The 15,141-nt window shown below is 71.6% G+C and carries 13 protein-coding genes; 4 read left to right on the top strand and 9 right to left on the bottom strand.

Annotated features, from left to right (window positions below; genetic code table 11):
• Positions 1 to 200 precede the first annotated feature (200 nt).
• The 6 genes from EPA64_RS03180 to EPA64_RS03155 all read right to left on the bottom strand — a co-directional run bounded on the left by EPA64_RS03180 (position 201) and on the right by EPA64_RS03155 (position 7,637).
• Complete coding sequence (locus tag EPA64_RS03180; protein WP_134724813.1) at positions 201 to 1,304, bottom strand: flagellar basal body P-ring protein FlgI; 1,104 nt, start codon at positions 1,302 to 1,304, stop codon at positions 201 to 203.
• A complete protein-coding gene (locus EPA64_RS03175; RefSeq protein WP_134724812.1) occupies positions 1,301 to 2,317 on the bottom strand; it encodes a flagellin in 1,017 nt (338 codons plus the stop codon). The genes EPA64_RS03180 and EPA64_RS03175 overlap by 4 nt, the downstream gene beginning before the upstream one ends.
• Positions 2,314 to 3,774: a flagellar hook-associated protein FlgK gene (gene flgK, locus EPA64_RS03170; protein ID WP_167626571.1), complete on the bottom strand. Its 1,461-nt coding sequence runs from the start codon at positions 3,772 to 3,774 to the stop codon at positions 2,314 to 2,316. The genes EPA64_RS03175 and flgK overlap by 4 nt, the downstream gene beginning before the upstream one ends.
• A 31-nt stretch (positions 3,775 to 3,805) precedes the next feature.
• The gene (locus EPA64_RS03165) at positions 3,806 to 5,122 is read right to left on the bottom strand and encodes a flagellar hook protein FlgE (protein ID WP_134724810.1); all 1,317 of its coding nucleotides are present in this window, start codon (positions 5,120 to 5,122) and stop codon (positions 3,806 to 3,808) included.
• Between the two features lie 85 nt (positions 5,123 to 5,207).
• Positions 5,208 to 5,975: an OmpA/MotB family protein gene (locus EPA64_RS03160; RefSeq protein ID WP_134724809.1), complete on the bottom strand. Its 768-nt coding sequence runs from the start codon at positions 5,973 to 5,975 to the stop codon at positions 5,208 to 5,210.
• A 69-nt stretch (positions 5,976 to 6,044) separates the two neighbouring features.
• A complete protein-coding gene (locus tag EPA64_RS03155) occupies positions 6,045 to 7,637 on the bottom strand; it encodes a GMC family oxidoreductase (protein ID WP_134724808.1) in 1,593 nt (530 codons plus the stop codon).
• A gap of 106 nt (positions 7,638 to 7,743) precedes the next feature.
• Here EPA64_RS03155 and EPA64_RS03150 point away from each other — a divergent pair, with 106 nt between their 5' ends.
• The 4 genes from EPA64_RS03150 to EPA64_RS03135 are packed head-to-tail and all read left to right on the top strand — an operon-like array spanning position 7,744 to position 12,303.
• Positions 7,744 to 8,487, top strand: a complete 744-nt coding sequence (locus EPA64_RS03150) for a paraquat-inducible protein A (RefSeq protein WP_134724807.1) — start codon at positions 7,744 to 7,746, stop codon at positions 8,485 to 8,487.
• Positions 8,487 to 9,158 (top strand): paraquat-inducible protein A, encoded by a 672-nt coding sequence (locus tag EPA64_RS03145; RefSeq protein ID WP_134724806.1) that lies wholly within the window; start codon positions 8,487 to 8,489, stop codon positions 9,156 to 9,158. Before EPA64_RS03150 ends, EPA64_RS03145 begins: the two co-directional genes overlap by 1 nt.
• On the top strand, positions 9,155 to 11,569 hold the full coding sequence (locus EPA64_RS03140; RefSeq protein ID WP_220443699.1) for a PqiB family protein: 2,415 nt from the start codon (positions 9,155 to 9,157) through the stop codon (positions 11,567 to 11,569). Before EPA64_RS03145 ends, EPA64_RS03140 begins: the two co-directional genes overlap by 4 nt.
• A gap of 2 nt (positions 11,570 to 11,571) precedes the next feature.
• A complete protein-coding gene (locus EPA64_RS03135) occupies positions 11,572 to 12,303 on the top strand; it encodes a PqiC family protein (protein WP_134724805.1) in 732 nt (243 codons plus the stop codon).
• Between the two features lie 4 nt (positions 12,304 to 12,307).
• Here the strand turns inward: EPA64_RS03135 and ferA are convergent, their stop codons facing one another.
• The 3 genes from ferA to EPA64_RS03120 are packed head-to-tail and all read right to left on the bottom strand — an operon-like array spanning position 12,308 to position 15,121.
• Positions 12,308 to 12,853 (bottom strand): flavin reductase FerA, encoded by a 546-nt coding sequence (gene ferA / locus EPA64_RS03130; protein ID WP_134724804.1) that lies wholly within the window; start codon positions 12,851 to 12,853, stop codon positions 12,308 to 12,310.
• The gene (locus EPA64_RS03125) at positions 12,850 to 13,776 is read right to left on the bottom strand and encodes an inositol monophosphatase family protein (RefSeq protein WP_134724803.1); all 927 of its coding nucleotides are present in this window, start codon (positions 13,774 to 13,776) and stop codon (positions 12,850 to 12,852) included. The genes ferA and EPA64_RS03125 overlap by 4 nt, the downstream gene beginning before the upstream one ends.
• The gene (locus EPA64_RS03120) at positions 13,763 to 15,121 is read right to left on the bottom strand and encodes a TldD/PmbA family protein (protein ID WP_134724802.1); all 1,359 of its coding nucleotides are present in this window, start codon (positions 15,119 to 15,121) and stop codon (positions 13,763 to 13,765) included. The genes EPA64_RS03125 and EPA64_RS03120 overlap by 14 nt, the downstream gene beginning before the upstream one ends.
• Between the last annotated feature and the right edge of the window lie 20 nt (positions 15,122 to 15,141).

Below are 15,141 nucleotides of genomic sequence, written 5' to 3'. Positions count from 1 at the left end.
CGGGGGCGAGGCTAAGCGGAGACCCGGGGAAAGGCCAAGGCGCGCTCCGCGGCGTCCGCGCCCCTGGGCATCGGCCGCAGCTTTGCAGCGCAGCCGCCCGTTCTTGCACAAAGGCGGTGTTGCCCCCGCGCCATATGGAAATGGCAAGGACAAGGACCACCGCAGCGCCTGAAAATACCGCCGGGATCGGCGATGCCGCCTCAGTTCACCACAAACTCGGCGTGAAGCGCGCCTGCGGCGTGCACGGCTTTCAGGATGTCGATCAGCTCGCGCGGCCGGACGCCCAGCGCGTTCAACCCCGCCACCACGTCCGACAGCGACGATTCGCCGCTGACCTCGGCAAAGCCGATCCCCGGCTCTTGCGTGACCGACGCATCGGTCCGCGGCACCACCACCGTATCGCCGGGCGAGAACGGGTTCGGCTGCGACACCATCGGCGTTTCGCGCACCCGCAGCGTCAGGTTGCCCTGCGACACCGCCACGCGCGAGATGCGGACATCCTCGCCCATGACGATGGTGCCCGACTTGTGGTCGACCACGACGCGGGCCTTGCTTTCCGGCTCGACCGCGATGTTTTCGATCCGGCCCACCAGCCGCGCCGGGTTGACCCGCCCCAGGCTGGACGAATCGATCGCGATCGTCCCCGAATCCATCAGCGTCGCCACGCCGTCGCCCAAGTCGTCGTTGATGGCCTTTTCCATCCGGGCCGCGGTCGTGAAATCGGCCGATCTCAGCGCGATGCGAAAGCTGGACATCGTTGAGAAGTCAAAGTCGACCTCGCGCTCGACCCGGGCGCCGGCGGGGATGCTGCCCGCCGTCGGCACGCCCTGGACCACGCTGGCCCCGTCGCCCTGCGCGGACGCGCCGCCGGCGATGATCGACCCTTGGGCCACGGCATAGACCTGCCCGTCGGCGGCGTTCAGCGCGGTCATCACCAGCGTGCCGCCCAGCAGGCTTTTCGCGTCGCCGATCGCGGACACCGTCACGTCGATCTGGCTGCCCGCGCGCGCGAACGGCGGCAGCGTGCCGGTCACCATCACGGCCGCCACGTTCTTGGGCCGGAAGCTTTCGTCGGTGACGTTGACGCCCAGCCGTTCCAGGATCCCGGCCAGCATCTCCTCGGTATAGGGGGCGTTGCGGACGCTGTCGCCGGTGCCGTTCAGGCCCACGACCAGCCCATAGCCGACCAGGTCGTTGCCGCGCACACCGTCGATGGTCGCAAGATCCTTGATGCGGACCGGCGCCGACCACGCGATCACAGGCACCAGCAGCAGCATCAGGGCAAGCCGGAAAAGGCGGGTCATAGGTAATCCGTCAGTGACAGCCGCGACAGGCGCGCGGTCAGGGCATACAGATTCTGCAGGTTGCTTTCGGTCTCGGTCAGCGCCGAGGCGGTTTCATAGGGGTCCGCCGCCAGCAGGGCGGACCGCGCCAGCGACAGGGCGGTCTGCTGGGCGCCGTTGCGGGTGTCGGCCTGTTCGATGGTTTCCTGAGCCAAGCCGACCGTCGCGCGCAGCGCGGTCAGCTGATGATTGCCGGCCGACAGCCGCCGTCCGGCAGCCCCGATCAGGTCGGATTTCTGCTGCCGGGTGAAATCCGGCGCGGAATCGCCCGCCAATGTGGCCAAGACCAGCCCTTTCATCGTGTCGCGAAACGCGGGGTCCAGCGCCGTGACGTTGTTCGCGACCGTGGCATCCGCCGCCACCGCCATCACGGTCGAGCCGCCCTGTCGTCCCGCGAAATGCGCGTCGGCGAAACCGCCGCCGCCCGGCGGGGCATCGAACCACGCATCCACGGCCGAGACGATGTCGGCGGTCGTCGGCTGGCCCGCGATGACCGAGCGGACCGACGCAAGGATCAGGTCGGGGTCGGCCACCGGCATCGTCTGCGTCGCGGTGCCGGACATCAGATAGCGGCCGCCGACATCGACATTCATGAACCGCACGACCGAGCGCAGATCCTCGGCCGCCTGCCGCGAGCGCAGGTCCAGCATGGCCGGATCGGCGACCGCCGCCTCGCTTTGCAGGGCGGGGCCGGATTCGGCGACGATGTCCTGGATCGCGCCCATCGCGTCCTGCAGCCCGGCGAACTCGGCCGACGCGGCGACGGCGTTCTGGCGCCAGGCGGACAGGCCGGTCAGGCGCGATTCGATCTGGGCGATATGGCCCATGTTGCCGTTCAGCGCCGCTGGAATGTCGGCCTTGACGCCCGTGGTCGCCTCTTGCGTCAGGGTCGTCAGACGCGACCTGAGCAGCACGTTGGCCTGCCGCAGATAGGTGGCGCGGGACAGGTCGCCAATGGAAACCGGGCTTGTCATGTCATCCTCAGGATCGTCTGCAGCATTTCGTCGACCGCCAGCAGCACCTTGGCGTTGGACGCATAGGCGCGTTCAAGCTGCAGCAGGTTTTCCATCTCGCGGTCGCTGTCGACGCCGTCCGCCAGCATCATCGACTGGAACGTGCCCGAACGGGCACCGGCCGCGGTCTGCACGGATTCCGCGGCCAGCCTGTCGCTGGCGGCGATGGACGTCAGTTCGCCCGCCAATGCCGCCGCCGTGCGGGCGACCGGCGACAGCGTGGCGGACGCGGGCGTTCGCGCGCCGGCGAGGGCCTGGCTCATCCCGCCAAGCAGGGCGGAATCGCCGGCCGGTCCGGGGGCGGCGGCGCCCAGCCCGTCGCGCAACCGCCACAGGGCGCCGCCCCGGTCGGGCTGGACCGCGGCGTTCAGGCGCAGCCGGCCGGCCAGCCCGACCTCGGATCCGGCGGTGGCAAGCTGCCCGCCATCGGTCAGCAGCGCGGGCTGGCCCGCGGCGCGGGTCGGATCGACGGCCGGGTCGGCAAAGCGGTCGTGCAGGTCGCGGGCCAGCGCATCCAGCCGGGCCTGCGCCTGCGGCGCCTGGTCGTCGCGGATGGCAAAGTTGGCGGCCATCCGCCCGCCGCCGTAAAGCCGCATCTGGCCCGGCGTCAGCTCGACCCCGTCCAGCGTCAGGCGCGACAGCGGGGGCGTTCCCGCGGCCATCTGCGGGGTGATCGGTCCCGCGGCCGCGAACCCGACCGTCACCGGCTGCGACCCGTCCAGCAGCACCGCGCCGGAGGCGCTGAACAGCGCCACCCGGCCGCCCTCGCGCGGCAGTTCCTGAACCGGCACGATTTGCGCGACCGCGTCGATCTCGGTCTGGCGGGCGTCCTGAAGGGCGGTCGCGTCGTCGCCGCTGGCCAGCTGCACGGCGATCTTGCGGTTCAGGTCGGCAATCCGGGTCAGCCCCTGGTTCAGCCGGTCCACGTCGGCCGCGATGGCCTGGTCGGCGGTGCCGCGCGCCTGCTGGATGCCGTCCGCGATCTGGTTGATCGCCCCGGTCAGCGCCTGCGCGGTCGACACGATGCGCGCCTTATGGGTCTCGCTTTCCGGGCGGCCCGCGGCGGCGATCAGGGCCGCGTCGAAATCGGCCAGACGGGTGGTCAGCGCGCCGGGCTGGCCGGGGATGCCATAGGCGCCTTCGAGCCCGGTGTGGAACGCGGCCAGCGTTCCGGCGCGGGCGGTTTCGGCCCCTGCGATTCGCGTCTGCGCCAGGACCGAGGCGCGGACCAGCCGCGTGACGCCATCGACATGCACCCCGCCGCCGCCCGCGATGTGGGGGCGGGGCGACAGCTGCATCTCGCGCCGGGCAAAGCCGGGGGTCAGGGCGTTGGCAAGGTTGCTCGCCACCACCTCGGTCCCGCGCGAGGCGGCGGCGAGGCCCGACATGGCGTTCGAGAGTGCGTTCGACAGGCTCATGGCCATTCACGCCGCGGCAGCGGCCCCCCGGTCAGCGTTTGATGTTGGTGGTTTCCTGCAGCATCTCGTCCACCGTCTGGATGACCTTGGCGTTCGACGAATAGGCCCGCTGCGTCTGGATCAGGTCGGTCAGTTCGGCGGCCACGTCGGTGGTGGACCCCTCGCGGGCGTAACCCACGACCGCGCCGGTGGGCCCGTCGCCCGCGTCCCACAGGAAGAACGACCCCGAGCTGGGCGAAACCTGATAGGTCTGGTTGTTCAGCGCGATCAGCCCGTTGGGGTTGGGCACGTCCACCAGCGGGATCTGATAGATCGTGCGGATGAAGCCGGTGTCGTAGGTGGCGCGCATATAGCCGTTCTCGTCCACCTCGACCGCGGTCAGGTTGCCGACGGGCGAGCCGTCCTTGGTGATGTTCGTGGGCTTGAAGCTGTCGGCCAGCTGCGTCAGCCCGTTCGGGTCGCCCGTCCGGCCGATGCCGACGGTCATCGGCCCGCCTGCCACCGTCAGGTCCAGCGCCCCGGTCGCGGGGTTATAGGCGCCGCCGCTGACCGTGGTGACCGAGGCCAGCGTGCCCCCCATCGTCTGGCTGTCGTCGAAGACCAGCGTATATTCCCCGATCACGTTCGACGCGGGGTCCATTGCCGAATCGCGGATAACCATCGTCCAGGTGTTCGAAAGGCCCGCTGCGCCCGCCACCGTGGGCGTGAACGTGATGTTCAGCGATTCCGACGTGCCGAGGTTGCCGAAATATTCGACCTTGGTGGTCAGGCTGTCGCCGGGCGCGCCGAACCGCGTGTCCATCGCCGGAAGGTTCATCCCCAGGCTCATCACCGTGGTCGGGTCGGCCGAGGTCTGGTTGGCGTTCAGGATGACGGGTTCCAGCCCGCCCACCGCGTCGCGGGTGTTGACCGGGATGGTGCCGTCCGAATTGGCCGGCCACCCCATCAGCACCAGCCCCGAATCGGTCCGCAGCACGCCTTCGGCGTCGGGGCGGAACGACCCGGTCGAGGTCATCATCATCGGCCGGTCGCCCATGCCCGCGCCCAGCAGGACCGAGGGCATGACCGGCAGCATCCCGCGCCCCGAGATCGCAAAGTCGAGCGCGTTCCCCGAAGTGATCAGCGCCCCCTTTTCGTCGATCAGCCGCGAGGTCATGGCGCGCACGCCACCGGCCGAATAGACGCCGGCGCCGCGGGCCTGGTTGATCACCATGCCCTCGAACTCGGTGTTCACCCGCTTGTATCCGAAAGTGCCCGAATTCGCGATGTTGTCGGCGATGCCGGCCAGGCGCGTGGCGTTGGCGGCAAGCCCGGCGACGCCGGCGTTGAGGGACGAAGAGATCGACATGCACGTCACCCTGTCTGAGTCGTTGTTGCCGCCACCTTGCGCGCCGGGGCTTAACATCCCCCTAACGCGCGCGCCTTTCGGCGGGCTATCTGAGTAAAATCACCTCGACCCGGTTGTTGGCCGGGTCCATCGGATTGGCGTTGCGTGGGCGGCGGTCGCCGTGTGCGGTCACGCGCCTGACCCGGTCGGGGTCCATGCCGCCCTGTGCCAGCAGCTTGCGCACGCCATGCGCTCGGTCGTCCGACAGCGGCCATGCGGGGTCTTCGACCATCATCTCGGGATAACCACGCACATGGCCGCTGACCGCGACGGGGTTGCGGACCTGCCCAAGGACCGAGGCCAGGATACCCGTCAGTTCGCGCAGGACGGGCGTGGGATCGGCGGTTTCGCCGGCGAACAGGGGTTCGTCCACGATGTCCCCCAGCTCGATCACCAGCCCCTCGTCGGTCATGCGGGTGACGACGTGGCGCAGCAGGTTCACGCGCTGCATCGATTCGGCCCCGCTGCCGGTCAGGCGGTCCTGGATGGCGCGGGCGGCCTGTTCGAAATCCTGGCGCTGCGCGGCGTCGGCCGACGCCTCGGCCGCGTCGGCGGGGGTTTGCGGCGCCTGCCCCCCCTCGATCCCCGACCCGCCGCCCGAGGCGTTCACGATCGTCGGGTCGAAGTAATCCGCCAGCCCTTGCCGCTGTTTTTCGGTGGTGGCGTTCAGCAGCCACATCAGCAGGAAGAACGCCATCATCGCGGTCACGAAATCCGCATAGGCGACCTTCCACGCGCCGCCGTGGTGCCCCCCCCCGCCCGAGACGGTGATGCGCTTGATGATGACGGGCGCATTGCCCTTGCCCGCGGCCATCGGCCACCCCCTGTCGCTGTCCACCCGCAGCCACTCTAGCAGCCGGGCGGTTGCGCAGGGGTTAACGGGTCAAATGCCGCGCAAATCCTCGGCCATCATCACCGCCGCCTTCTCCGCGATCATGACCGTCGGCGCGTTGGTGTTGCCCGAGACGATGACCGGCATGACGGATGCGTCCACCACCCGCAGGCCGTGGACCCCGCGCACGCGCAGGCGCGGATCGACGACGGACCCATCGTCGGCGCCCATCCGGGCGGTGCCGACGGGGTGGAAGATCGTCGATCCGATCTGCCCCGCGGCCTCCGCCAACTCGGCGTCGGTCTGCGCGGCGATGCCCGGCTTGAACTCCTGCGGGCGATAGCGGGCCATCGGTTCCTGCGCCATGACCCGGCGGGTCATGCGGATCGCGCGGGCGGCGGTCAGCCGGTCGCCGGGGGTGGACAGATAGTTCGGCGCGATCACCGGCGCGCGCATCGGGTCGGGCGAGGCAATCCGCACATGCCCCCGGCTTTCGGGCCGCAGGTGGCAGACGCTGGCCGTGATGGCGGGGAAATCGTGCAGCGGCTGGCCGAACGCCTCGAGGCTGAGGGGCTGGACGTGCCATTCCAGGTCGGGGCTGGCCACATCGGGCGAGGATCGGGCGAACGCGCCAAGCTGGCTGGGCGCCATGCTCATCGGGCCGGTGCGGCGCAGCATGTATTCGGCGCCGATCATCCCCTTGCCCCACCAGCGCCGGGCCAGCTGGTTCAGGGTCCGCGCCTCGGACACCTTCCAGGCGCAGCGCAGCTGCAGATGGTCCTGAAGGTTATCGCCCACGGGCGCGTCGCGGCGCACGGCGATGCCCATGTCCTGCAGCAGCGCCCCCGGCCCGATCCCCGACAGCTGCAGGATCTGGGGCGAGCCGATGGCGCCCGCCGACAGCACGATCTCGCGCCCGCGCAGCACCTCGGCCGCGCCGTCGGCAAAGACCTCGACGCCCACCGCGCGGTCGCCGTCGAACACGACGCGGCGGACCTGGCGGTCGGTCATCACGGTCAGGTTCGGCCGCCGCATCGCCGGGCGCAAAAAGGCGCGGGCGGTCGAGACGCGGAAGCCGCCCTTCTGGCTGACCTTGAAATAGCCCACGCCCTCGTTGTCGCCGGTGTTGAAATCGTCGCTGGCGGGGATGCCCACGGCCTCTGCGGCGCGGGCCCAGTCGTCCAGGATGTCCCAGCGCAGGCGCTGCCGTTCGATCCGCCACGGGCCGCCCGCGCCGTGGTCGTCGGACGGCCCGGCAAAGTAATCCTGCGATTTCAGGAACATCGGCTTGACGTCGTCCCAGCCCCAGCCGGTGCAGCCCATCTGCCGCCAGCCGTCATAGTCGGCGGCCTGCCCGCGCAGATACAGCATCCCGTTGATCGAGCTGCATCCGCCCAGCACCCGACCGCGCGGATACAGCAACGACCGCCCGTGCAGCCCGGGTTCCGGCACGGTGCGATACATCCAGTCGGTGCGCGGGTTGCCGATGCAGTAGAGATAGCCGATCGGCACGTGGATCCAGTGATAGTTGTCGCGTCCGCCCGCCTCGATCAGCAGGACGCGCAGGCGCGGGTCTTCCGACAGGCGCGCGGCCAGAACGCAACCGGCGCTGCCCGCGCCGGCGATGATGACGTCATGGGTCATGGCGGCCTCCCCTTGCGCCGAAACCTAGCAGCGGCCGCGGCGGGGGCAAGGCGCGCCGGCTTTCGGCCCACTTGCGTCGCCGCCGCGCGGCCCTATCCTGTGCGCCATGATCGAGGCGGGGAACTATGACATCCGGACCGGCGCGGGGCTGATCGCCTGCCCGCGCTGCGACGCCCTGCACGTGGAAACCGAGCTGACGCCCGGCGAAACCGCGCGCTGCGTGCGCTGCCATACCGTGCTGGCCCGCCCGCGCGAGGGGGCGTTCACGCAGATCGTGGCGCTGTCCGTCACCTCGATGGTGCTGATGGTCGCGGCGGTGTTCTTCCCGTTCCTTGAAATCTCGCGCATGGGGTTCGGCAATGCCACGTCGCTGTTCGGGGTGGCGATGGCGTTTTCGGACGGGTGGCTGATGCCGCTGACGGTGGCGGTGCTGGGCTTCATCGTGGCGTTGCCGGCGCTGCGGGCGGCGTTGCTGGTCTATGTGCTGCTGCCGATGCGGGGACAGGGGTTGCCCGCGCGCCACGCCGGCGCGGCGTTCCGGCTGTCGGAAATCCTGCGCCCCTGGTCGATGGCCGAGATCTTCGTGATCGGCACCTCGGTCGCGCTGGTCAAGGTGGCGGGGCTGGCGAACGTCAGCCTGGGACCGGCGTTCTGGGCCTTTTGCGCACTGATCGTCGTCGGCGCGGCCAGCGACGCGTTCACCTGCTCGACCTCGATCTGGGACACGCTTGAGGATCGCGGCGCATCCACCGACGGGCGCGAGGTCGTGCCCGACGCCCCCGCGGCTGCCGCCAATCGCGCCGCGGTCGAGGGGGGCGGCGACGCCGCCGCCCGTCCGGGCAGCGCCTGATGCGCGCACCCGACGCGGACGACGATGCGCCGGTCCTGACCGCCCATCGCGCGGGGCTGGTCGGCTGCCGGGGCTGCGGCCGGGTCTGGCCCGAGGATTGCGCCGCCTGCGGGCGCTGCGGGACGCGGCTGTCCAGCCCCGACCGGCGCAGCCTGCAGGCGGTCTGGGCGTGGCTGGCGGCGGGGCTGATCTTCTATATCCCGGCCAACCTGCTGCCGATGCTGAAGACCCAGACCTTCGCCGGGCTGCGCGGCAGTTCGGAAGCCACCATCATCGGCGGCGTGATCGAACTGGTGCATTACGGCAGCTATGGCGTCGCCGCCATCGTGTTCGTGGCGTCCGTCATCGTGCCCATCGGCAAGTTCATCGTCATCGCGTGGCTGGCGCGCGTCGCCGGCCGCCCGGCCACGGTCGAGGCCGCGCACACGCGCCTGCGCGCGCTTGAGGCGATCGAGTTCATCGGCCGCTGGTCGATGATCGACGTGTTCGTCGTGGCGATCCTGTCGGCGCTGGTGCAGCTGGGCTTTGTCGCCACCATCCATCCCGGCCCGGCGGCGGTCAGCTTTGCGCTGTCCGTTGCCTTCACCATGCTTTCCGCGCAAAGCTTCGACCCGCGGCTGATCTGGCGCGGCTTGCCGTTGCGGACCCGCAGGGACAGGACCGCCGCATGACCGACCGACCGCCGCCCGTCACCGACCCCCGCGCGGGGCCAGACGGCGACGCCGCGCGCCCTGACGCCGCGGCGCTGCGTCCGGCCAGCCCGGTGCGCCGCACCGCCGCCCGCGCGGCCCGCGCCAGCGTGTCGGTGATCTGGGCGGTGCCGATTATCGCGCTGCTGGTCACGATGGCGCTGGCGTGGAACGCCTATACCGGGCGCGGGACGCTGGTGCAGGTCGCCTTTACCGACGCGACCGGCATCACCCCCGGCGAGACCACGCTGAAGTTCCGCGAGATCACCGTGGGCAGCGTCGAATCGGTCCGCTTTACCCAGGATCTGCAGCGCGTCGTGGTCGCGATCCGCGTGGACAAGGACATCGCCGAGTTCATCGACGACGCGGCCGAGTTCTGGATCGTGCGCCCGCAGGTGTCCACGCAAGGAATCTCGCGGCTGGACACGGTGCTGACCGGCGCCTTCATCGAGGGGTATTGGGACAGCGAGCCGGGCGACGCGACGCTGACCATCCACGACGGGCTGGACCGCCCGCCCCTGACGCGCAGCAATGAAAAGGGCACTTGGGTCGTGCTGGCCGCCACGAACGCCAAGGGCATGACCGAAGGCGCGCCGATCTTTTACCGCGGGCTGCAGGTCGGGCGGATGCAGAACCTGCGCCTGTCGGACAGCGATGAAACCGTCGCGGCCGACGTCTTCATCGAATCGCCGCACGACCAGCGGCTGACGACCGCGACGGTGTTCTGGGACACGTCCGGGTTTTCCGTCTCGCTGGGGACGCAGGGGGTGTCGCTGAACGTGAACTCGGTCTCGTCGCTGCTGCAGGGCGGGGCCGAGTTCGCCACGCTGTCGTCGGGCGGCCAGCCCGTGCAACAGGGTCATGTGTTCCAGTTGCAGCCCGACCAGCAGACCGCGCAGAACAGCCTGTTCGCCACCGCCCCCGGCGACGAGCTGCGCCTGACCGTCCTGATGACCGAGGCCGTGCGCGGCCTGGCCGAGGGCGCGGACGTGCAGTTCCAGGGCCTGACCGTCGGCCGCGTCAGCGGCCTGTCGGTGCGCGTCGTGCCGGGGGCCGAGGGGCAGGCGGGGCAGGTGCTGCAGGACATCACCATCGCGCTGTCGCCGCAGCGCATGGGCCTGCCGCAGGATGCCGGTCCGGCGGACGCGCTGGCGTTCCTGAACGAACGGGTGGCGCAAGGCCTGCGCGCCCGCGTGACCGGGGCGGGGTTCTTCGGCACCTCGCTGATGGTGGAACTGGTGGACCTGCCCGATGCGCCCGCCGCGCGGATCGTGGCCGACGCGCAGCCGTTTCCGATCATCCCGTCGGCCGCCCCGGATTTGTCCGACATCACCACCACGGCGCAGGGCTTCATGAGCCGCATCGGCAACCTCAAGCTTGAGGAGCTGCTGAAGTCGGCCACCGACATGATGAACAGCGTCACCGCCATCGCCAGCTCGCAGGACACGCGGGCGATCCCGGAATCGCTGCGCCGGACCATCGACGAGGCGCAGGTCACGATGACCGAACTGCGCACCGCCGCGCAGGAACTGCGCCAATCCGGCGCGGTCGCCAATATCGCGGGCGCGACCGACAAGGCCAACCAGATCGCCGACAAGCTGAATGGCGCGGCCGACAAGCTGCCGGGCATCATCGACAATCTGGATGCCGCCGCCGCATCCGTCGGCGGGGTCGATTTCGCCGCCATCGGCACGCAGGCGCAGCAGGCGCTGGCGGACGTGCGCGCCGTGATCGGCACGCAGGCGGCGCAGGCGCTGCCCGGCAAGCTGGCCGCCGCCGTGGACAGCGTGGGCACCGCCGCGACCGACATCGGCGCCATCGCCGCCGACCTGAACGGCAACCAGCTGGGCGCACGCATCGGCCAGTTCGTCGATGACGCGGGCGCGGCGGCGACCTCGATCCGCGAGGCGGCGGTGGACGTGCCGGCGATGGTCGAGAAGATCGACGCCGCCGCCGCCTCGGTGGACGAGTTCGACTGGGACGGCATCAGCGCCTCGGCCAAGGGCGTGGTGGACGACCTGCGCGCCATGCTGGGGTCCGAGGATGCCGCGCAGTTGCCGCGCAACCTGTCGGACACGCTGCAGGCGGCGTCGGGCCTGCTGAACGACCTGCGTCAGGGGGGCGCGGCCGGCAACCTGAACGCCGCGCTGGCGTCCGCGCGCCGGGCGATGGACGAGGTGGCGCAGGCCGCCCGCACCCTGCCGCAGCTGTCGCTGCGGTTCCAGCAGCTGGCCGCCCGGGCCGAGGTGGTGATCGCGTCCTATGGCGAACGCGGCGCCTTCAACACCGAGGCGGTCGCCACCATGCGCAGCCTGCGCCGCGCCGCCGAAAGATTTGGCAGCCTTGCCGCCACCATCGAGCGCAATCCGCGCGCCTTCCTGCTGGGACGATAGACATGCGCCATGCCCTGCCCCTGATGATGGCCGCCGCCCTGCTGGCCGGTTGTTCCAACCCCGAAAAGACCGGGCGTTACCTGATCGACCCGCCCGCGTCGGGTCCGCAGGTCGCCAATGCCCTTGGCACGGCCGAGCTGAAGGACGTCTCGCTGCCCGAATACGCCGCGGCGGGCGAGGTGTCGTGGCAGACCGCCGATGGCGCGGTGCGGTCGAACCCGCGCAACCTGTGGGCGGACACCCCGGAACGGGCCTTTACCCTGACGCTGGCGCGGGCGATTTCCGACCTGTCGGGCGCGACCGTCATCGCCGAACCCTGGCCGCTGGCCGAGCCGCCCCGGCGGCGGGTCGAGGTGCGGGTGGAAAAGGCGCTGGCGCAGCGCGACGGCGTCTATCGGCTGGCGGGCGCGTATTACGTCGCCAACGACACGGCGGGCGGAGCGAACCACGCGCGGCGCTTTGACATCGGGGTCGCCCTGCCGGTGGCGCAGCGCGGGGCGGGCAGCGGCGGGATCGGCGGCCGCGGCACGACCGCCATCGCGCCGCCCGCCGCCATCGCGGCCGCGCAGAACCAGGCCATCGCGCAGCTTGCGCGACAGATCGCGGTGCTGGGCGGGCCGGGGGCGACGGTCGCGACCACCGCGCCGCGGATCGACCCGATCTTTTCGGCGCCGCTGGAGCCGCTGCCGCCGCTTGAGCCGCTGCCCCCGATCCAGCTTGAGCCGGTCGGCTGACCGTTCAGCCGATGTCGGGCTGGAACGCGCCGAAGCGACCGGCGGCAAAGACCAGCGGGTGATCGTCCGGCCCGGCGACCGTCACCCGCGCGACCTGCCCGATCAGCACCGTATGGTCGCCGCCCGGATGGCTGGCGTGGGCGCGGCAATCGAACCGCGCCGCCACCCCCGGCAGGATCGGCGCGCCGTCGTCGGTCGCCCTCGCGTCCAGCCCCGAAAACTGCGCGCCGCCGCGGGTGAAGCGCAGGCACATTTCCAGCTGTTCGGCCCCCAGCACATGGACCGACCAGGCCCGCGCCGCGACAAAGGCGTCGTGCCGGGATGACGACCGCGCCGGGCACCACAGCACCAGCGGCGGGTCCAGCGAGACGCTGGTGAAGCTGTTGACCGTCATCCCCATCGGCCCCTCCGGTCCCTGCGCCGTCACCACGGTCACGCCGGTCGCGAACCGCCCCAGCGCCTCGCGGAACAGCCGCGCCTCGGCGTTGGCGGGGTGAAAGGTGATCGCGTCGGCCAGCCGGTCGCGCGTCTCGGGGGGCAGGCGGGTCATCGCGCATCCTTTGCGGGGGTGGGCCGGGCCGGCGCATCGGCGGGGGTGCCCGACGGCGGCTGCCCGGCTGTTCCGGCGCCCGCGATTTCGGCCCCCGCATCGCGGGCGGCGGCGCGGGCGTCGGCCGCGGTCGCGCCGTCGCCGTCGTCCGGCGCCATCGCCGCGCGCAGCGCCGCATGCAGGCCGGGGGCGGCGACGACCAGCCCGTCGACCAGCGGCCGGGGCTGGTTGAACCGCATGGCGCGGCCGTGCCGGTCGGTGACGGCGCAGCCCGCGCGTTCGGCGATCAGGCTGGCCGCAGCAATGTCCCATTCCCACGCGGCGCGCATGGACAGGGCGGCGCCGAACCGCCCCTCGGCCGCCAGGCACAGCCGCCAGGCCAGCGACGGGCGGAACTCGCGCCGCACCGGCGGCACCCGGCCGCCCAGCCAGTGGACCGGGTCCAGCGCGGCCTTGCTGGTCAGGACCGTCGCGCCGTGCAGGGCCGATTCGCGCGGCGCGATGGGGTGGCCGTTGCGGGTGGCGGGGCCGCCCGCCCGCGCGGCATAGGTGATGCCGCGCGCGGGCATGTGGACCACGCCCGCCGTGACGCACTCGCCCTGCGCGACGGCGATGGCGACCGCGAACCCTTCCTGCCCGGCGATAAAGGCGCGGGTGCCGTCGATCGGATCGACGATAAAGCAACGCTCGGCGTCCAGCCGCGACGGGTCGTCGGCGCTTTCCTCGCTGAGCCAGCCATAATCGGGGCGCGCGCCGCGCAGGCGCTGTTCCAGCGCCGCGTTTACGGCCAGGTCGGCCTCGCTGACCGGGCCCGCGCCGCCGCCCTTGTCCCAGCTTTTCAGCTCGCCCCGCCAAAAGCGCAGCGCCACCTCTCCGGCGGCCTCGGCCGCCTGCACCAGCAGGGTCAGGTCAGTCCCCGGCAACGGTCATCCCCTCGACCAGCAGCGACGGCACGCGGTGCGACCGCCACGCGGGCAGGTCGCAGGCGGCGACCATCCGCATCAGCATCTCGCGCAGATTGCCCGCGATGGTGCATTCGTTCACCGGCCAGGCGATCCGGCCGTTTTCCACCCAGAACCCCGCCGCGCCGCGCGAATAGTCCCCGGTCGTCGGATTGACCGACGCCCCCAGCATCGAGGTCACCACCAGCCCGCGCCCCATGTCGCGGATCAGCGCCTGCGGCGAGGCCGCGCCGGGCGTCAGCGTGACGTTGCTGATCCCCGGCGAGGGCGGGGACGAGATGCCGCGCACGGCGCTGGCGGTGGACGCCATGCCCAGCTTGCGCGCCGTTGCCAGGTCCAGCGTCCAGCCCTGCAGCACGCCGTCCGCCACGATGGCGCGGGCGCGCGTCGCCAGCCCCTCGGCGTCAAAGGGGCGCGAGGCGGGGTGGCGCGGCAGGCGCGGGTCTTCGGTCAGGTCGAAGCCGGCGGGCAGCACCGGCTGGTCCAGCGCGTCGCGCAGCCAGCTTGCGCCGCGCGCGATCGCGCCGCCGTTCACCGCCGACAGCAGATGCCCGATCAGCGAGGCCGCGACCCGTTCGTCGTAAAGGATCGGGAACGCCCCGGTCGGCGGCTTGCGCGCGCCGCGCCGGGCGACGGTGCGTTCGCCGGCCTGCCGCCCGATGTCCTCGGGCGGGGGCAGGTCGGCGGCCCAGACGCGGCTTTCGCCCGCCCAGTCGCGTTCCATCCCCAGCCCCTCGCCGGTGATGGCCACGGCCGAGACGGAATGGCCGCTGCGGCCATAGCCGCCGGAAAAGCCGTTGGTCGCGGCCAGCCACAGGCGGCGGTGGGTCACTGCGGCGCTGGCCGATTCGACCATGCTGATGCCGGACACCGCCAGCGCCGCAGCCTCGGCCCGCAGGGCGCGGTCCAGGAGTTCGGGCGGGGCGGGGGGCGGCTGGTTGTCGTCAAGTTCCAGCCCGTCGGCGGCCGCCCGCGCGTCGGCAAGCTGGTCGGGGTCGGCCAGACCCAGGCTGTCGTCCACCGGCGCCTCGCGCGCCATCGCGACGGCGCGGGCGGCCATTTCCGCGATGGTGCGGTCGGACACCTCGCTGGCCGAGACGCTGGCCTGCCGCCCGCCGATCAGCACGCGCAGCCCGATCTCGACCCCCTGGGCGCGTTCGGCGTGTTCCAGCGCGCCGCCCATGACGTTGACCGACAGCGATTCCCCCTCGACCGCCATTGCGTCGGCCTCGGACGCGCCGGCGGCCCGTGCGGCGTCCAGCAGCGCGCGGGTCAGCCCTTGCAGGTCAGAGGATGCGCCGGTCATGGGCCCGCCTTGCCGCGATC

Source organism: Paracoccus luteus, from assembly GCF_004522155.1.
Classification (GTDB): domain Bacteria; phylum Pseudomonadota; class Alphaproteobacteria; order Rhodobacterales; family Rhodobacteraceae; genus Paracoccus; species Paracoccus luteus.
Note: the sequence above shows the minus strand (reverse complement) of the source record. Positions and strands in the feature narration are given on the sequence as shown.